General features: G+C 65.7%; 18 protein-coding genes. 12 read left to right on the top strand and 6 right to left on the bottom strand.

Annotated features, from left to right (window positions below):
- Positions 1-157 precede the first annotated feature (157 nt).
- The 5 genes from GQO94_RS10365 to phhA are packed head-to-tail and all read right to left on the bottom strand — an operon-like array spanning position 158 to position 4374.
- On the bottom strand, positions 158-1165 hold the full coding sequence (locus GQO94_RS10365) for a fumarylacetoacetate hydrolase family protein (RefSeq protein ID WP_156841100.1): 1008 nt from the start codon (positions 1163-1165) through the stop codon (positions 158-160).
- A gap of 29 nt (positions 1166-1194) precedes the next feature.
- Positions 1195-1833, bottom strand: coding sequence for a maleylacetoacetate isomerase (gene maiA / locus GQO94_RS10370; RefSeq protein WP_156841102.1), 639 nt, complete (start codon positions 1831-1833; stop codon positions 1195-1197).
- The gene (locus tag GQO94_RS10375; RefSeq protein WP_156841104.1) at positions 1833-2399 is read right to left on the bottom strand and encodes a VOC family protein; all 567 of its coding nucleotides are present in this window, start codon (positions 2397-2399) and stop codon (positions 1833-1835) included. The genes maiA and GQO94_RS10375 overlap by 1 nt, the downstream gene beginning before the upstream one ends.
- Positions 2396-3505, bottom strand: coding sequence for a 4-hydroxyphenylpyruvate dioxygenase (gene hppD, locus GQO94_RS10380; protein WP_156841105.1), 1110 nt, complete (start codon positions 3503-3505; stop codon positions 2396-2398). The genes GQO94_RS10375 and hppD overlap by 4 nt, the downstream gene beginning before the upstream one ends.
- Positions 3502-4374 carry a phenylalanine 4-monooxygenase gene (phhA, locus tag GQO94_RS10385; RefSeq protein WP_156841107.1) on the bottom strand — a complete coding sequence of 291 codons (873 nt, stop codon included), beginning with the start codon at positions 4372-4374 and terminating at the stop codon, positions 3502-3504. Before phhA ends, hppD begins: the two co-directional genes overlap by 4 nt.
- Before the next feature lie 107 nt (positions 4375-4481).
- Here phhA and GQO94_RS10390 point away from each other — a divergent pair, with 107 nt between their 5' ends.
- Positions 4482-4943, top strand: coding sequence for an Lrp/AsnC family transcriptional regulator (locus tag GQO94_RS10390; protein ID WP_156841109.1), 462 nt, complete (start codon positions 4482-4484; stop codon positions 4941-4943).
- Between the two features lie 191 nt (positions 4944-5134).
- On the opposite strand, the gene GQO94_RS10395 is transcribed toward GQO94_RS10390, so the two are convergent.
- Positions 5135-9901: an NAD-glutamate dehydrogenase gene (locus tag GQO94_RS10395; protein WP_156841111.1), complete on the bottom strand. Its 4767-nt coding sequence runs from the start codon at positions 9899-9901 to the stop codon at positions 5135-5137.
- 154 nt (positions 9902-10055) lie between these two features.
- Between GQO94_RS10395 and GQO94_RS10400 the strand changes: the two genes are divergently transcribed.
- From GQO94_RS10400 to GQO94_RS10450, 11 genes are all read left to right on the top strand, one after another.
- On the top strand, positions 10056-10250 hold the full coding sequence (locus tag GQO94_RS10400) for a DUF4169 family protein (RefSeq protein ID WP_156841113.1): 195 nt from the start codon (positions 10056-10058) through the stop codon (positions 10248-10250).
- A complete protein-coding gene (locus GQO94_RS10405) occupies positions 10250-10450 on the top strand; it encodes a hypothetical protein (protein ID WP_156841115.1) in 201 nt (66 codons plus the stop codon). The genes GQO94_RS10400 and GQO94_RS10405 overlap by 1 nt, the downstream gene beginning before the upstream one ends.
- 50 nt (positions 10451-10500) lie before the next feature.
- Positions 10501-11454, top strand: a complete 954-nt coding sequence (locus GQO94_RS10410; RefSeq protein ID WP_156841116.1) for a hypothetical protein — start codon at positions 10501-10503, stop codon at positions 11452-11454.
- A gap of 32 nt (positions 11455-11486) precedes the next feature.
- Complete coding sequence (locus GQO94_RS10415; protein ID WP_156841118.1) at positions 11487-12680, top strand: aminotransferase class I/II-fold pyridoxal phosphate-dependent enzyme; 1194 nt, start codon at positions 11487-11489, stop codon at positions 12678-12680.
- The gene (locus GQO94_RS10420) at positions 12677-13312 is read left to right on the top strand and encodes an alpha/beta fold hydrolase (protein WP_156841120.1); all 636 of its coding nucleotides are present in this window, start codon (positions 12677-12679) and stop codon (positions 13310-13312) included. Before GQO94_RS10415 ends, GQO94_RS10420 begins: the two co-directional genes overlap by 4 nt.
- A complete protein-coding gene (locus tag GQO94_RS10425) occupies positions 13309-14088 on the top strand; it encodes a methyltransferase (RefSeq protein WP_156841122.1) in 780 nt (259 codons plus the stop codon). Before GQO94_RS10420 ends, GQO94_RS10425 begins: the two co-directional genes overlap by 4 nt.
- A complete protein-coding gene (gene bioD / locus GQO94_RS10430) occupies positions 14088-14741 on the top strand; it encodes a dethiobiotin synthase (protein ID WP_156841124.1) in 654 nt (217 codons plus the stop codon). The genes GQO94_RS10425 and bioD overlap by 1 nt, the downstream gene beginning before the upstream one ends.
- Complete coding sequence (locus GQO94_RS10435; RefSeq protein WP_156841125.1) at positions 14738-15988, top strand: adenosylmethionine--8-amino-7-oxononanoate transaminase; 1251 nt, start codon at positions 14738-14740, stop codon at positions 15986-15988. The genes bioD and GQO94_RS10435 overlap by 4 nt, the downstream gene beginning before the upstream one ends.
- A 237-nt stretch (positions 15989-16225) precedes the next feature.
- Positions 16226-16912: a guanitoxin biosynthesis heme-dependent pre-guanitoxin N-hydroxylase GntA gene (gene gntA, locus GQO94_RS10440; protein WP_232332875.1), complete on the top strand. Its 687-nt coding sequence runs from the start codon at positions 16226-16228 to the stop codon at positions 16910-16912.
- 2 nt (positions 16913-16914) lie between these two features.
- Positions 16915-17511, top strand: a complete 597-nt coding sequence (locus GQO94_RS10445) for a DUF1989 domain-containing protein (protein ID WP_156841247.1) — start codon at positions 16915-16917, stop codon at positions 17509-17511.
- A gap of 208 nt (positions 17512-17719) precedes the next feature.
- On the top strand, positions 17720-18160 hold the full coding sequence (locus GQO94_RS10450; RefSeq protein ID WP_156841136.1) for a hypothetical protein: 441 nt from the start codon (positions 17720-17722) through the stop codon (positions 18158-18160).
- Positions 18161-18248: the final 88 nt, after the last annotated feature.

Genomic DNA, 18248 nt, shown 5'->3' on the forward strand with positions numbered 1-18248 from the left:
GAAACTCTGGCCGAAACAGCCGCCCTACCCACCGTCATGCTGAACTTGTTTCAGCATCCATTTCACCCCCCAGTCAGGTCTCGCCGACGGGCACATGGATGCTGAAACGAGTTCAGCATGACGAAGTGTGTGTGGGGGGGACGCTAGGCGCGCACGATCACGCCTGCACGACTTCCTGCTCGATCGCGCCGAAGATCGAGTGGCCGGCAGCATCGCACATCTCGATCCGCACCGTGTCGCCCGGCTTCATGAACGCGGTCGTGGGTTTGCCGTCGTTGATCGTCTCGATCATGCGAATCTCGGCGATGCAGGAATAGCCGCGCCCGCCGTCCTTGACTGGACGCCCCGGCGTACCGTCGGCATCCTTGTTCGAGACCGTGCCCGAACCGATGATCGTGCCCGCACACAGCGGCCGCGTCTTGGCCGCGTGGGCCACGAGTTCGGCGAGATTGAACGTCGCGTCTTCGCCAGCCTGCGCCCGGCCGAACGGCTCGCCGTTGTAATCGACCTTGAGCGGCAGGTGGACGAGGCCGTCCTTCCAGGCATCGCCCAGTTCGTCCGGCGTCACCGCGACCGGGGTGAAGGCCGAAGGCGGCTTCGACTGGAAGAAGCCGAAGCCCTTCGCCAGTTCGCCGGGAATCAGGCCACGCAGCGAGACGTCGTTCACCAGCATGATGAGCTTGATGTGGCCCAGCGCGTCGGCAGCCGATACGCCCATCGGCACGTCGTCGGTGACGACCGCGATCTCGCCTTCCATGTCGCAGCCCCAGGCCACGTCGCCGAGCGGGATCGGATCGCGCGGGGGCAGGAAAGCATCGGAGCCACCCTGGTACATCAGTGGATCGGAATAGAAGCTCTCGGGCACTTCGGCGCCGCGCGCCTTACGCACCAGCTCGACGTGATTGATGTAGGCGCTGCCGTCGGCCCACTGGTAGGCGCGCGGCAGCGGCGAGTGCGCGTCATGCTCGTGAAACCGCTCGCACGGCACGGCCTGGTGTTCGACGTCGGTGTAGAGCGCTTCCAGCGCTGGCGCGCAGAATTCCCAGTTGTCGAGCGCGGCCTGCAGCGTCGGCGCGATGTGGTCCGCAGAGCTGTACCGCGTGACGTCCTTCGAGACCACGACGAGTTTGCCGTCGCGGCCGTCCTTCAGGGTTGCAAGCTTCATGGAGTTCCTCTCTTGCGGATCTGCGCCGATCAGTCCGCGGGACTGTCGGGCTGGTTATCGGGGTGCGCAGCCTGGAACGCGGGAAGCTCACTGCAGGCTCCCTCGATCCTGACCATGTGCGGCATCGCCGACAAGTCGAAGTCGAACCGCCGCGCATTATAAAGCTGCGGGATCAGCACCGCCTCGAACAGGCCGGGCGCGCCGAACAGGAAATCGCCGGTTTCGCGCGCAGCCAGTTTGGCTTCGATCGGGCGAAGCGTCTTGCCGAGCCAGGTGTGATACCAAGTATCGATCTCGCCTTGCGAATGCCCCAGATCGCGCTTCAGGTATTTGAGCACCGGCAAGTTCAGCGGCGCATGGAGCTCGGTGGCGATGGCATAGGCCAGTTCGCGCGCAACGAAGCGGTCCTCGGTGGATGCGGGAAGCAGTGGCCGGTTGGAGAAGCGTTCGTCCAGCCACTCCAGGATCGCCATCGATTGCGCGTAGACCTTGCCGTCGAGTTCCAGCGCCGGAACGCCCGCGAAAGGATTGAGCGCGCGGAAATCCTGATCCTTCTGCGCCCCGGCGAGCAGATCGACGGGCGCGGTTTCGTACTCCAGGCCCTTCAGATTGAGGGCAATGCGCAGCCGGTAGCTGGTCGAGCTGCGGTAGTACCCGTGCAGCTTCATCAAGAGGCGGTCTCTTGGGCGATCTTCTCGTGCAGCCAGGCCGCGTGACGCGGGGCCTTCTTGGTGCGCGACCATTCCTCGAGCATGTCTTCGGCAACATCCTTCAACCGCTGGTACTGGTCATCCGTACCGAAATCCCAGGCCAGTTCCAGACGGTGACCGTTCGGATCGAAGAAGTAAATCGACTTGAACACGCCGTGATGCGTCGGCCCGACCACTTCCAGCCCGCGCGCTTCGGCCCGGGCCTTGGCGGTCAGCAAGCTGTCGTAATCCGCGACCTTGAACGCGATGTGCTGCACCCAGGCGGGCGTTTGCTCGTCGCGACCCATGTCGGGCTGGCTCGGCAGCTCGAAGAACGCGAGCACATTGCCGCCGCCCGCATCGAGGAACACATGCATGTAAGGATCGGGCTCGCCTGTTGAGGGCACCGTATCCTCGGCGATCGCGAGCTTGAAATCCATGCCCATGACGTCGCGGTAGAAGTCGACCGTCTCCTTCGCGTCCTTGCAGCGATAGGCGACGTGGTGAATGCCCGTGAGGGCTGGCGCTGCGTCGGCCAGGCTCATTCCGCCGGCTCCTCGACCTTGAGCACGCCGCGGCGGACCTGGTCGCGCTCCATCGATTCGAACAGCGCCTTGAAATTCCCCTCGCCGAAGCCTTCGTCGCCCTTGCGCTGGATGAACTCGAAGAATACCGGCCCGACATTCGCTTCTGCGAAGATCTGCAGCAGCAGGCGGGGCTGGCCGCCTGAGCCCAAATCATCTGTCGTGCCATCGAGCAGGATGCCGCGCGCCTTCAGCTCGCCCACCGGCTGGCCGTGATCGGGCAATCGCTCCTCGAGCATTTCGTAATAGGTTTCGGGCGGCGCGGTCATGAACGGCACGCCAAGCTCTTTCAGCTTGTCCCACGTCGCCAGGAGGTCGTCGGAAATCAGCGCGATATGCTGAATGCCTTCGCCGTTGAACTGGCGCAGGAACTCCTCGATCTGGCCCTTGCCGCCTTCGCCTTCCTCGTTGAGCGGGATGCGGATCTTGCCGTCGGGCGCGGTCAGCGCCTTCGAGGTGAGGCCGGTGTAGTCGCCCTTGATGTCGAAATAGCGGATCTCGCGGAAGTTAAAGAGCTTCTCGTAGTAGTCCGCCCAGAAGGCCATGCGCCCGCCATAGACGTTGTGCGTCAAGTGATCGATCAGGTTGAGCCCGGCGCCCTTGGGGTGGCGTTCGACGCCCGGCAGGTACTCGAAATCGATGTCGTAGATCGAGAGACCCTCACCGTTCTTCTCGTAACGATCGATCAGGTAGATGATGGAATTGCCGATGCCGCGAATGCCGGGGAGGCGCAGTTCCATCGGGCCGGTCTCGACCGCGACCGGCTCGGCCGAGCGCGCGAGCAGTTCGGCATAAGCAGCGCGCGCGTCGCGGACGCGAAAGCCCATGCCGCAGGCTGAGGGGCCGTGTTCGCGGCTGAAGAACCAGGCCGGGCTATGCGGCTCGTAATTGGTAATGAAGTTGATCTCCCCTTGCCGCCACAGCTCGACGTCCTTCGAGCGATGCCGCGCGACCTTGGTGAAGCCCATCGCCGCGAACACGGGTTCGAGCATGCCCTTTTCGGGCGCGGAGAACTCGACGAACTCGAAGCCGTCGAGGCCGATCGGGTTTTCGAACAAGTCGGTCATGCGCTGGGTTCTCCGATGATCTGGGGGGTGACTGGGGTTTCGTTGGGCAGAAGCCGTCCGGCGGGGATCGGAGCTTCGTCGCGATGGCGTTCGTAAATCGGACCAAAGTCGAGATCGACAAGGCCGTCGATCAGCTGCGGCAGGCTATCGAGGACGAAATAGGTCTTCTGGAACGAGTCTATCTCGTAGCCGGTGCGCATGATGCGGACCGGATCGAACGGCAGGCGGAGGACCTCGGGGTCTTCCACCGAAAAGACCGTCTCGCCAGGCGAGGAGACGATGCCAGCGCCAAAAACCTTGAGCCCCTTGTCGGTCGCGAGCAGCCCGAACTCGATCGTGTACCAGTAGATCCGCGCCAGCATATCAAGCGCGTTCATCGCCATCGCCCGCTCGCCCGCCTTGCCGTAAAGCTCGAGGAAATCGGCGATGGTCGGATCGAGCAGCATCGGCACGTGACCGAAGAAATCGTGAAACACGTCAGGCTCGACGAGATAATCGAACTCGTGCTCCTCGCGCAGCCAGCGGGTGACGGGAAAGCGCCGGTTGGCGAGGTGATCGAAGAAGTGATCGTCCGGAATGAAGCCCGGAACCGCCACCAGCTGCCAGCCGGTCGCGGGCTTCAGCACGGCATTCGCGTCCTCGAAACGCGGGATGCCATCGGCACAATCGAGGCGCGCGAGGCCTGCCACGAATTGGGGCGCGGCATATCGCTGCGCGAGGCGGCTCTGGTTCGCATAAAGGCGGCGCCAGCGATCATGCGCCTCGGGCGAATACGAACTCCAATCCTGTCCGACGGTGAAGTCGGCAGCGGCACCCTCGTAGTCTCCTCGAAGCCCACTCGTGCTGGTTTTGGTCAGCGGTGTCTTCATGTCTGGAAGAATACCACAAAGGTGGGTTCAGTTCCGTGCGGATTGCTTCCGCAGCAACCGAGCTGCTAGTGGGATTCACCAAGAATTTGCTCAATCACGAGGTATTCATGCAGCTGGATCATTTCGATCGAAGGATCATCGCGTCGCTTCAGCAAGACGCGCGGATGCCCGTGGCGACCATTGCCGAGCGCGTGAACCTGTCGGCGACCCCCGTCAGCCGCCGCATCAAGCGGCTCGAAGACGAAGGCCTCATCCGCGCCTATGCGCCGGTCCTCGACGAGCGGAAGCTGGGCTTCGAACTCAACGCCTACGTGCTGATCAACCTCGCCGCGCATTCGGACGAGAACATCGATGCCTTCGAACGCGAGATCGCGCAGAATTCCTACGTCATCGCCTGCCATGCTGTGACCGGCGACAGCGACTACCTCGTTCACGTCATCGCGCGTGACGTCGAGCACCTCAGCCAGATCACGCTGCGCAAGCTGGTGCGCATCAAGGGCGTGCGCGACGTCCGCTCGATCATCGTGCTCGAGACGATCAAGGAAGCCAACGCCCTGCCGCTGGAGTAAGGGAGCGCACGCCCCTCGGCGTCCCGGTATTAAGTTCCGCAGGCGTAATGAAGAACGCCTAAGTGCCGTCATGCTGAACTTGGTTCAGCATCCATCTCGCCACCCGAAACGACGGAGCGGGGGGCAAAATGGACCCTGAAACGAGTTCAGGGTGACGGCCGTTCAATGTCGCGAAGCTCTCTCCGACGACCCTACCGCGTGAGCAAATGCCGCGCCTGGCTGGCGATCTGCGCGAGGATCGCAGGCGTCACCGGGACTGCGCCCTCGGCTCGAGTCACCATGCCGCGGAACGTGGCGATTGCCGCCTTGTTGCGCTCGCCCCAGGCTTCGACCGCGCTGACCGGATCGGCCTTGGTCCCGCGCGACTTCGCCAGCGCGCGCAGGAAATCGAGCCGCATTTCCTGGAAATCACGCGCCAGGCCAGCGACCAGCAGCCGCTCCCAGGGGTCGGACGGCTCCATCAGCGCCGCGGTGGTCTGTGCCCAGTCGAGCCCCAGCCCGCTGCCGAGACGCGTGAAGGCGGCGACGACGAGCCTTGGTTCGATGCCAGTTGCGGCCGCAAGTTCGGCGATCCCGACGGCACCGTCGAGGTCGAACAAGTGCACCACCGCCGCGCTTACATCCTCGGGCGCACCAATCTCACCGAGCTGGTCGCGTAGTCGCGCGGATTGCAAGCGGGCGCTGTCGCCCAGCATTTCCTTGGTCCCGGCCGACAGCACGCCGATGCCTTTTTCGAGCCGCTTTTGCAGCTCGCTCGGCACCACTCGGCCCGCACCGACTCGCAACAAGTCCGCCATATGGCTGCGCGTGATGTGCGCCAGCTTCTCGAACAGTTCGAGCCGCGCGGTCTCGCTGATCGCCACGGTTTCGAGGTGCTCCCAGATCGCGTGCAGTCCGAACAAGCGATCCGCCAAGATGAATGCGGCCGCCACTTGCGCCAGATCCGCGCCTGCTTCCTCCGCCAGTTCGAACGGATTGACGATGCCCAGACGATTGACGATGCGGTTCGCCAGCTTGGTCGCGATGATCTCGCGGCGCAGGCGATGGCCTTCGATCTGCTTGCGATACTGCTTCTGCATCTGCGTAGGAAACGCCGCCAACAGCAAGCCGACCAGTTCGGGGTCGTCCGCCAGATCGCCGTCCTCGATCGCGGCCTGAAGCATCAGCTTGGTCGACGACAGCAGCACCGCCAGTTCGGGGCGCGTGAGACCGCGCGACTCCAGCGCGCGCCGCGCGAGCGCTTCGTTCTCTGCCAGCCCCTCGGTTCGCCGGTCGAGATCCCCGGTTTCTTCGAGCATGTCGATCAGCCGCATGTGCGACGGCATCGCCGCTGCCCCGCCACGCTCGGCGATCGAGATCGCCAGCGCCTGCATGCGGTTGTCATCGAGCACCAGTTCGGCAACTTCGTCAGTCATCTCGACCAGCAGCTCGTTACGGCGCTTCTCCGAAAGCTTGCCGCCGCGTTGTGCCGCCGCGAGCGCAATCTTGATGTTGACCTCGTTGTCCGAGCAATCGACGCCTGCGGAGTTGTCGATAAAGTCGGTGTTTATCCGGCCGCCTCCGGCGCCGCCGCCGCGTTGCGAGAATTCGATACGGCCCGCCTGGGTCACGCCCAGATTGGCGCCCTCACCGATCACCCGCGCGCGCACTTCGGCGGCATCGACGCGGATCGGATCGTTGGTGGGATCGCCCACGGTCGCGTTGTTCTCGGTGCTCGCCTTGATGTAGGTGCCGATGCCGCCGAACCAGATCAGGTCGATCTGCGCGCGCAGGATCGCCGAGATCAGCGTCTCGGGTTCGAGCTCGGACGCATCGGTGCCGAGCATCGCACGCATCTCGTCGGACAGCGGAATGCGCTTCATCGTGCGCGCGAAGACCCCGCCGCCCTTCGAGATCAGCGCCTTGTCGTAGTCCTCCCAGCTCGAGATCGGCAATTCAAACAAGCGCTGGCGCTCGGCCCACGACGTTTCCGGATCGGGATCGGGATCGATGAAGATGTGCCGGTGATCGAAGGCCGCGACGAGCTTGATCGCGCGCGACAGCAGCATGCCGTTGCCGAACACGTCGCCCGACATGTCGCCGCAGCCGGCGACGCGCACCGGTTCAGCCTGCACGTCGATCCCCATCTCGAGGAAATGGCGCTGCACCGAAATCCACGCACCGCGCGCGGTGATGCCCATCGCCTTGTGATCGTAGCCGTGCGAGCCGCCGCTGGCGAAGGCATCGTCGAGCCAGAAATCGCGCGATTCGGCGATGCCGTTTGCGATATCCGAGAACTTGGCCGTGCCCTTGTCGGCAGCGACCACGAAATAGGGATCCTCGCCGTCGAGGATCACCACGCGCTCGGGATGGACCACCTTGTTATCGACGATGTTGTCGGTGATCGAGAGCAGCGAGCGGATGAAAACCTCGTAGCTTGCCTGGCCCTCGGCCGCCCAGGCGCCGCGATCGCGCGCGGGATCGGGCAGCAACTTGGGATAGAACCCGCCCTTCGCGCCGGTCGGCACGATCACCGCGTTTTTGACGCGCTGCGCTTTCATCAACCCGAGGATCTCGGTGCGGAAGTCGTCGCGGCGGTCGGACCAGCGTAGCCCGCCGCGCGCGATCGGGCCGGCGCGCAGATGGATGCCCTCGACCCGGCGCGAATAGACGAAGATCTCGCGCCATGGCACGGGGCGCGGCAGTCCCGGAACCTTGGCGGATTCGAGCTTGAAGGCCAGCGCCTCGCGCGATGCCGGCGCAAAGGCGTTGGTCCGCAGGATCGCTTCGACGAGCGCGCGCACCTGCCGCAGCACCCGGTCGTCGTTGATCGCGGCGACACCGGCGAGGCCGACGCGTATCGCATCGGAGGCCTCCTTTTCGGCGGCCGCGCGGTTATTGGCGAAATCGGGATCGTGGCGAGCGCGGAACAGCGCGATGATCGCGCGCGTCACCTCGGGCGCGCGCCCCAGCGCATCGACCACGGTATGGATCGTATAGTTCGAACCCGCCTGCCGCATGTAGCGATAGAAGGCACGCAACCAGTCCGCTTCGCCCGCATCGAGCGCGGCCGAAATCACAAGGCGGTTGAACACATCGTTCTCGGCATCGTTGTTGAGAACGGCCGCGATCGCTTCTTCGATGGTGTCAGTCCGGTCGAGCAGCAATTCTGCCGGCTCGCCCGCTGGAAGCTCGAGCAGGAAGTCGTGGATCGTCGCGAGGCGGCCATCGTCGAGCGAGGTCGGAATCTCGGCCAGCACGCGGAACCCGAAGTGCTCGAGCGCCGGTACCGCATCCGAGAGCGGCAGACTGCCTTCGTACTGATAGACCTTCAGCCGCAGCCGCTCCGCTTCGTCTCCGGGCAGGCGGAACAAGCGCACGTCGCGGCGCGAGGCGCGTGGGCTTTGTGCGTCCGAGACGTCCTCGCTCTCGCCACCGGCGATGCGGCGAATGTGGCGAATGTCGATCGCAGCTTCGGTGGCGCCGTAATCGCTGCGATAGCCCATCGGGAAAGCGTCGGCGTAGCGCGCGGCAATGGCCGCGGCGCGGGCCGGTTCACCGTCTGCCGCAATGGCGGCTTCCACCGCCTCGCTCCAGCCGCGCAGCATGACTTGCAGGCGCTGATCGAGATCGCGTTCCTCGGGGATGCTGTCCGCCTCACGGATATCGAGCACGTAGCGCAGCAGCGCGAGGGTTCCCGCCTCGACTTGCAAGCTCCAGTCGAGCGCGGGCGCGCCGACCTGGTCCTCGATCATGCCCTGGATCTTGCGGCGCATCTGCGTCGAGAGCATGTCGCGCGGCAGCCAGACGAACGCGAGCAAGTGCCGCGCGAGCGGCGCTTCGACCAGCACCAGCCGCGGGCGCGGGCGATCCACCAAGCTGGTCATGGCCGTGGCCACACGCTCGACATCGTCGTCCGAGAAGCTGATCACCAGATCGTGCGGCAAGCTGGTCAGCGCGTGTGTGATCGACTTGCCGGTATGCCCGCGCGGATCGAAACCGAGGCGGCCCGACAACATCGAGAGCTGGTGACGCAACCGCGGCACGCGATCCGGCGGCGTGCCCAGCGCCTCGCTGGTCCAGATACCGGCATGAATCGAAAGTGCAGTGACTTTGCCCCCTTCGACAATCGGCACGACGAACAGATCGAGCGGCACGCGGCGGTGCACCGTGGCGATGCGGTTCGCCTTGATCACCAACGGCGCGCGCACGTCGTCGCGGCGCAGCGCTTCATCGAACCATGCGAAGGCGCGGTCGTAGCTCGCATCGGCCAGGATCGACTTGGCACGTCGGCAGATGCCGAGCAGCTTTTCGTGGCCTCCATCGCGTTTGCGCGTGACATGCCCCAGGATCGTGAGCTTGTCGTCGCGCAGCCATTCGAGCAGTGCGCGTCCTTCGGGATCGGTGATCCGCTGCGCATCCTCGCCCATCGTATCGACCATGCGCCGCCAATCGGTCACGGCGGCGCGAATGTCGGCGAGCGTGGATTCGATCGCCTGAGCGAGCGCGCGGCGCTGTTTGGCATCGACGCGCGCCGTCTCGATGTAGATCATCGATTCGGCCAGGATTCCTTCGCCACTGGCTTGCGAGGCCGCAGTCAGCGCCCCCTTCTTGTCGCGCCGCACCTTGATCACCGGATGGACCAGGCGGTCGACCACCAGGCCGGTCGCGGAAATCGCGAGTGCCAGCGAATCGACGAGGAACGGCATGTCATCGTTGATGACGGCGATGCGCAGAACGCGTCGTCCCTCGCTCGACGATTCGATCTGGACGGCGGGTTCGCCCGGCGTGCGATCGCGCGCCGTTTCCAGCAGGAACGCCGCGGTCTCCTCGACCCAGTCATCTTCGAACGGGCCATCGCCGGGAAGCAGCGATTCGCGAACGCCTTGCGCGATTTCCGCGACCAGATCGCCTTTCCCCGATGCAGCGCGCTTTTTCGCGCCGCGAGGGCGACGGGGAGGGGCGACGGGTTCGGACATGATGATCTCCGCAAATAATCTTATGGGCCCAGCGCAGCGGGCGCGGCCCTTTTATCTGCGCCCATATAGGCGTGCTGGCGCGCGATGCGACACCCCGCCTGTTCGGTCAAAACATCGTCTTCGCCAGAAAGCCAAGGAGTGCTAGGATCGCGCCATGGCCGAGATCGTCAATCTGAGACAGGCGCGCAAGGCGAAGCGGCGGCGCGAAGACGCTGCGGGCGCCCAGGCCAACCGCCTGCTCCACGGCCGGTCGAAGTCGCAGCGGCAAGCGCAGGAGACAGAGCGCGCCCGGCAGGAGCGCCAGCTCGAAGGTTCGCGGCGCGATACTTCCGGCGAGGGCGAAACCTGATGCGCTCGACGTTCGCCGATGCCAGCGTGCGGCTCTACCATCTCGAAGGCGGGCCCGACGGCGGCGCCGCGACGACGCTCTTCTATGGTCCGCTGAGCGAGGCGATGGAAATCGCCGCGCAGCAGACCGACATCGTTCAGGAAGGCCTGTTCCTCGCGACCGACAACGATGTCGTCGCCTATCTGGATTTGCGCGAATGATGACTCGGCAAGAGCCCGCCCCAAAAGGCCGAAAATCCGGCCTCGCGATCATGGCCGCCGCCGCACTGGCGATCCTGCTGGCCCGGTTCGCCACCGGGACCGACCTGGCCGCGCGCTATCCCTTGATCGCGACCGGCCTGTTCGTATGGATCGCGAGCGATGCGCTGATGCTGTCGCTCGTCGCGCGCAGCCCGGATCGCAAACCGTCCCCATCCGCCGTGATCGGCGCGCTGGCAGCGGCGGCGCTGGTCGTGCTTCTCAGCGCGGCCCGACCGGTTCGCGAAACGCTGGCGGCAATGCCGTTGCTGACAGGCGCGCTTCTGCTTTTGGTGGCCGTGCAAGCAGGCTGGATCGTCGCGAAAGTCGTCAGCGGGTTCCGCAACGCCCGCGAACAGCGAATCGAGGCAGCCTTCGCCGCCGTACTCCCTGCTCCGCTGCTGCGCTTTGCCCAATCCGAGATCGCACTGCTGCGTTGCCTGTTCGCACCGCCGCGCGCGCAGCCGTGGATCCCGCAGGGGGCGAGCGGATTTGCGTGCCACAGCCAGACCGCGCCGATGCTGTGGGTGCTGCTGGTGCTCCAGGCGATCGAACTGAGCGTCACTCACCTGCTGATCAGTCACTGGAGCGAGCGCGCGGCGATCGTGCTCTCGCTGCTGACGGCGGTGGGTATCGTCTATCTGGTCGGCTTCATCCGCTCGCTGCGGCTGCTCCCCATCCTGCTCACCGCCGAGGGGCTGCACATCCGCACCGGGTTACTGATGCAACGCTTCGTGCGGTACGAAGACATCGCCGAGGTCGCGGCCTTTCCGCCGAGCGAAGCAGTCAATGCCGCAGATACGCTCAACATGGCGGTGCTGGCCTGGCCGAACATGATCGTGCGTTTGCGCCAGCCGCTGCCGCGACGGCGCCACCTGCGCGCGCGGCCGCCGCTCGCCGCGATCGCCTTTCGCCCGGACCGCCCCGACGAATTTCTCGTGGCCTTGCGCGCCCGACTGCCGGATTAAAGCCGAACCCCAGCGTTGTGCCCAAGCGTGCAATGCCATACCGCGCCGCCGTGCCTCGGTCCGCTTCCACTCTCGATCCGTTTGTCCGGCAAGCGCTCGCCGCGATCGACGACGCTGGCAGGCTGCGGATCACGCGTGAGGCGCAAGTCCTGCCGTGCGGCCGCATCCGCCGCGAGGGGCGCGAGTTCCTCGATTTCTCGAGCAACGACTACCTCGGGCTCAGTCTGCATCCCCTGCTGGCCGAGCGCGCCTGCGACTGGACGCAGCGCTACGGCACGGGCTCGGGTGCGTCGCGATTGGTGACGGGCACCGGTGAGGCCGTGGAGGCGCTCGAAGCGCGCATTGCCGCGTTCAAGGGCACCGAGGCGGCGCTCCTTTTCGCGACCGGATGGCAGGCCAACGCCTCGGTCATTCCGGCGCTGCTGCAAGCGATGCCGGGCGCGGCGGTGTGCGCCGATCGTCTGGTCCACGCCAGCATGCACGCCGGGATCGCCGCGGCGGGCGCGCGCCAGCACCGCTTCCGCCACAACGATTGCGATCATCTCGAACAGTTGCTCGCCGACAAGGGCCGCGACGCGCCGGCCCGCCTGATCCTGACCGAAAGCGTGTTTTCGATGGACGGCGACGGCCCCGATCTGATCCGCCTCGGCGAAATCGCCCGTCGCCACGATGCGATCCTCTACGTCGACGAGGCCCACGCCACCGGCGTGCTCGGCCCCGGCGGAGCAGGGCTGACGGCCACGGTTCCCGGCACGGTCGACATCGTGATGGGCACGTTCGGCAAGGCGCTGGGCGGGTTCGGCGCCTATGTCGCGGGGAGCCGCGCGCTGTGCGACTATCTGCTCAACCGCGCGAGCGGCTTCGTGTTCTCGACTGCGCTGCCCCCCGCCGCGCTCGGGGCGATCGACGCGGCGCTCGATCTCGTGCCGGACATGGCCGAGGAGCGCGCGCATCTCGCCGGGCTCGCCGCCCGACTGCGCGAGGGCCTGCACGATCTCGGTATCGAACATGGCGAATCGATCAGCCAGATCGTGCCCGTCATCGTTGGCGGCGAAGCCGATGCGCTGGCGCTCGCCGAACGGTTGGAGGCAGCGGGCATGCTGGCCGCGGCGATCCGCCCGCCGACGGTTCCGCCCGGTTCGAGCCGGCTGCGCATCGCCCTCAAGGCGGGCCAGAGCTTGGCCGACGTCGATGCCCTCGTCCAGGCGATCGGCGCGAACCGGTGAAGCTGCTGTTCGTGCATGGCTGGGGGTTCGATGCCAGCTTCTGGGACGATCTTGCCGCGCGGCTCGACGGGTTCGAACATGTGCGCGACGATCGTGGCTACTTCGGCACTCCCGCGCCCATGACTTGCGAGGGTCGCTGCATCGCCGTGACGCATTCCTTCGGCACGATGCGGCTGTTGTCTGAGCCGCCCGCTGGCCTCGCCGGGGTGATCGCGATCAACGGCTTCGATCGGTTCATCGCAAGCGACGACTATCCCGGCGTGCCGCCGCGGCTGGTCGACACGATGATCGCGCGGTTCGACCGCCGCCCACGTGCGGTGCTCGACGATTTTCTCGGGCGCTGCGGCTGCGGCCCCGCCCGCTACGAGTTCGACCGGCTGCAATTGGCCGCCGATCTCGAACGGATGCGCACGACGGATGTGCGCGGCGTGACGGCAGGACTCGACATGCCGCTGCTTTCGTTGCAGTCGGCGCACGACCGGATCGTGCCCGCCGCCATGCGGGACGCGGCGCTCGCCGGGTCGGGCAAGCTCGAACGGTGCAACCACCCCGAAGCGGGCCATTTGCTGCCGACCGACGAACCCGACTGGTGCGCCGCGGCGATCACCGCGTTTTTGGAGAGATTTTCATGAGTACCGAAACCCACCGCGAAAAAGTGCGTGCCGCTTTCGAGGGGGCGGACCAGTACGACGAGTTCGGGATCGTGCAGCGCAACGTGGCGGACGATCTTGCCGCTGCGCTTGTCCGGCTGAGCCTGCCGACCGAACCCAAGATCCTCGAAGTCGGCTGCGGCACGGGGTTCCTCACCGAGGCGATGCTGCGCGCCGGAATGCCCGGCGATTTCCTCATCACCGACGTCGCCCCGGCCATGATCGAGCGCACCCGCAACAAGATCGGCGATGGGTCCGACATTCGCTACGCCGTCCTCGACGCTGAATATGGTGCGCCCGAAGAGGGTCCGTTCGATCTCATCTGCGCCAACCTCGCGCTGCAGTGGTTCGAGGATCCGCACGCCGCGCTGGGCCGGATGATGAAATGGCTCGCGCCCGATGGCCACCTCGTCGCAACGATCCTCACCAAGGGCACGTTCGCCGAATGGCGCGAAGCCTGCGAAGCCGAAGGCGTCGCACCGGGCACACTCGACTTTCCCGATCCCTCGGATCTGCTCGGATGGTATCCCGATGCCATGCGCACCCGTCCGAGCGGGCACCACTACCGCATGATCTACAAGGACGGCCCCGCCTTCATCAACGCGTTGCGCGGGCTTGGCGCCAGCACCCCCGTCGACGGCTACGAGCCGATGAAGCCGGGTACGCTGCGCAAGGTCATGGCGCGCTTCGAGCAAGACAATGCGCTCGCTACGTTCGACGTCGTGACGCTGCATTACGGACATCCCAAGGCGGGCTGATGCCCTCCGAGCGCCATCCGGCCGCCCGTTATGTCGTGACGGGGACGGACACCGATGTCGGCAAGACGGTGTTCGCCGCGGCACTGGCGCAGGCCTTGGGCGCGGCCTACTGGAAACCGGTGCAGGCAGGCACCGACGAGGCGGGCCAGGGCGATGCGGACGTCGTCGCTCGCCTCACCGACTCGTCGCGAGTGACGGTCCTGCCGGGCGCTTATCATCTGGCGACGCCGTGCTCTCCGCATCGCGCAGCCGAAATCGACGGGGTCGGCATCGATCCGTCTCGTCTCGATCTGCCTGCGCATGACGGCCCCCTGGTGGTCGAAGGCGCGGGCGGCGTGCTCGTGCCGCTCGACCGGCAACGCACTTACGCCGATCAGTTCGCGCGCTGGGGCCTGCCGGTGGTGATCGTCGCGCGCACCGCGCTGGGCACGATCAACCACACCCTGCTCTCGATCGAAGCCTTGCGCGCACGCGGGATCAGCGTGCACGGCGTCGCCTTCATCGGTGATTCGGTTCCCGACAGCGAGGAGACGATCGCGGCGATGGGCGCGGTCCGGCGGCTCGGGCGACTGCCGCATCTGGACCATCTCGAACGGGCGGCACTCGCGATCGCCTTCGCGCGCGGCTTCGACCTGGCGGACTTTGCGGCATGACCTCCGCGGTCTGGCATCCCTTCACGCAGCACGGGCTCGGTGAGCCGATCCCGCAAGTGACCTCGGCGAAAGGCGCGCTGCTGCACACCGAGGACGGGCGCACGGTGATCGATGCGATCTCCTCGTGGTGGGTGACGACGCACGGTCATTGCCATCCGCGCATCGTCGCGGCCATCGCCGACCAGGCCGAAAAGCTCGACCAGCTGATCTTCGCCGGCTGGACGCACGAACCCGCCGAGACGCTTGCGACCGGCCTGCGCGCGATCATGCCGCCGGAGCTGACACGTGTGTTCTTCTCCGATTCGGGATCGACCAGCGTCGAAGTCGCACTGAAGATGGCGCTCGGCTACTGGGCCGGACGCGGCGAGCCGCGGCATCGCATCCTGGTGTTGGAGCACAGCTATCACGGCGATACGATCGGCACGATGTCGGTCGGCGCGCGCGGCGTGTTCAACCGCACGTACGCGCCGTTGCTGTTCGATGTCGGCACGATTCCCTTCCCCGCAGCGGGCCGCGAACAGGCGACGCTCGACGCGCTGGAGGCCGCTTGCCGCGAAGGCGACGTTGCCGCGCTGATCGTCGAGCCGCTGCTGCTCGGTGCGGGCGGCATGCTCATGTACGGCCCAGAAACGCTGGCGCGACTGCGCGACATCTGCACCGCGGCCGGCGTGCCGCTGATCGCGGACGAAGTGATGACCGGCTGGGGCCGCACCGGCACGCTGCTGGCTTGCGAACAGGCCGGCGTGGTGCCCGATATCCTGTGCCTTTCGAAGGGGCTCACCGGTGGCGCCGTGCCGTTGGCCGTGACCATGGCGAGCGAGGCGATCTACGACGCGCATCTCTCGCAGGACCGCGCGACGATGCTCTATCATTCGTCCAGCTACACCGCGAACCCGATCGCCTGTGCCGCCGCCAACGCCAATCTCGCGATCTGGCGCGATGAGCCGGTACTCAATCGCATCGCCGCGCTGGGCGCTGCCCAGCAGGACCGGCTCGACACGCTGGGTCGCTACGCGCACTTCGACAATCCGCGGCGGCTGGGCACCGTTGCCGCGCTCGACCTCAAGACCGAGGAAGGCGGCTACCTCGATACCCTCGCGCCGCAACTGATGGCCTTCTTCCGAGAACGCGACGTGCTGCTGCGCCCCCTGGGCAATACCGTTTACGTCATGCCGCCGTATTGCATCACTCCCGAGCAACTCGCGCAAGTGTGGGACGCGATCGGCGAGGCCGTGATCTCTTTCTGATCGGACCCGCCATGCCGCGTGGCGGGTCAGCGTCGGGAGCCGGTCAGGCGGCATTTCCAGCTCCCACCCGCGTGTGAGCACGAAGCTCTTCGCTTCGCCCCGACGAATCCCACGGCTGGACTTGCCGCCCTGCCTACAAGGGAAAACGGCGGAACACTTTAGCGCCTGCCGCTTTAAGCAGGACATAGAGAAAATTGATGCCGGATCAATTTGATCAATTTGGGACACAAGATGCCGATGCTGCTGGAGAAAGAGGAACAAACCGTGTGGGAGGAACAGTTCGCGACGTTCGTGCGCGCCCGGGCCTTTCCGTGCGTGGGCGCGAAAGCGGCCTTGTCGCGCGGCACTTTGCGCACGCTGGTCGCCTGGTCGGTCGAAAGCAGCTGGGACGACGTGCGGATCCACCGGGCGCTGCTCGATTGGGCTTTCGAATATCGCCGCGACCCCGGCCTGTTCCGCAGCCTTGCCGTGATTTTCGCGAACGACAGCACAACCCTCGATGAAACCCGCTTCGAAAATGCGATGTGGAATCGGATCCAGTCGCTTTCGGATAAGGACGCCTGGCTCGAACAACCTTACGACAAGCGCGTCAGCGGCGATCCCGAAGATCCGCATTTCTCGCTCAGCTTCGGCGGGGAAGCGTTTTTCGTCGTCGGCATGCATCCCGGCTCGAGCCGCCCCGCCCGCCGCTTCGATCGCCCGGTGATGGTGTTCAACCTGCATGACCAGTTCGAGCAATTGCGCAGTGACGGCCGCTACGAGACGATGCGCGAGACGATCCTGGAGCGCGATCACTCTCTGGCGGGCAGCACCAACCCCATGCTTTCTCGCCATGGCGATTCGAGCGAGGCAGCGCAGTATTCGGGTCGCAAGGTCGGCGCTGAGTGGCGCTGCCCCTTCGCCGACAAGCGGGCGTCGCCATGACCATGACGCAAGACTCTCAAGTGCAGCGCATCGCGCCGCGCTCCGCCGTCGGTTTCGAGCTCGAGGCGGGGCAACGCCTCACGGTGATCGATCCCGAAGGCGTGCAAGTCGCCGACCTCCTGGCGTTCGCCAAGGCGGACTTGCGTGAAGTGCTGAGCAATGGCCGCACGTTCGATTACGAGGAATCGATCCGCCTGACGACTGGCAACCGGCTGTGGTCGAACCGTTCCAACGTGCTGCTGACGATCGAGGCCGACACCGCCGGTTGCCACGATTTCCTGCTGACCCCGTGCAGCAAGGCGACGTTCCAGCACTTCTATCCCGACAAGCCGGTGCATCGCGGCTGTTTCGGCAATCTTGCCGAAGCGCTCGCGCCCTGGGGCATCGAGGAGGATGACATTCCGGTCGCCTTCAATTGCTTCATGCGCGTGCCGGTGGATGGCGAAGGCAAAGTCCGCGTGCTGGCGCCCGACACCAAGCCCGGCGATTCGATCACGCTGCGTGCCGAGACCGATCTCGTCGTCGGCCTCACCGCTTGCTCCGCCTACGATAGCTGTGGCGGCACTTTCAAACCGATCGATTACCAAATCACCGATTGAACGGACTGGCTCGAACTCGGGCAGGTTCAAGACGTCTCGCATCCACCGAAAAAGCGGCCGTGGCGCCGGTAGGTGCGCCACGGCCAAAGGCGGGAGGTCCCGGAAACGCGCCATGACACACGTTCCGGCAGGAGGGGCTTGACCGGAAGGACAAGCCGCGCGACAACCCTATTGCGATTCATTCTCATTCGCAAGTCGGAGAGTTGCCTTGTACGCTTATGTCGATCGCTCCCTCGATACACTCGATGAGGGTTGCCGTTTTCTCGTCTGGTCGATGCGGGCCTGGGTCACGCAAATCGGCCATGGGACCTGCCCCGCCCGAACCCTGGGCCCCGCCTTCGCACGCTGGAAGCTGATCGGCGCGCTGCAGCCGTTCCACCGGATGATGCTGGTGCTGAACCGCGACGGCGCCGAAACGCTGCACTTCGCTCCGCTGCCATGCCCGCGCGTGAGCGAGGACGAAGCCGTGCTGATCGGCCTGGTGCGCCAGATGCACGAAGCCGGCCCTTCGACCGCGCGCGACACGATCGCGCTCATCGTGACCGAGGATGGCATCGGCGACATGCTTCAGGCAGTCTCGCAACTCGCCGCGGCGATGGCGATCACCGGCGTGTTTCCGGGCGCCAGCGTGGCGCCGCGCGAGGGCTAGGGGATGCAGCTGGCGGGCCCTGGTTGAAGTGGAATGGCCGCCGGGCGGGCCCTTCGAGACCTAAGCGGCAGGCGAGATGGATGCTGAA

This window comes from Novosphingobium aquimarinum, assembly GCF_009746585.1.
GTDB classification, from domain to species: domain Bacteria; phylum Pseudomonadota; class Alphaproteobacteria; order Sphingomonadales; family Sphingomonadaceae; genus Novosphingobium; species Novosphingobium aquimarinum.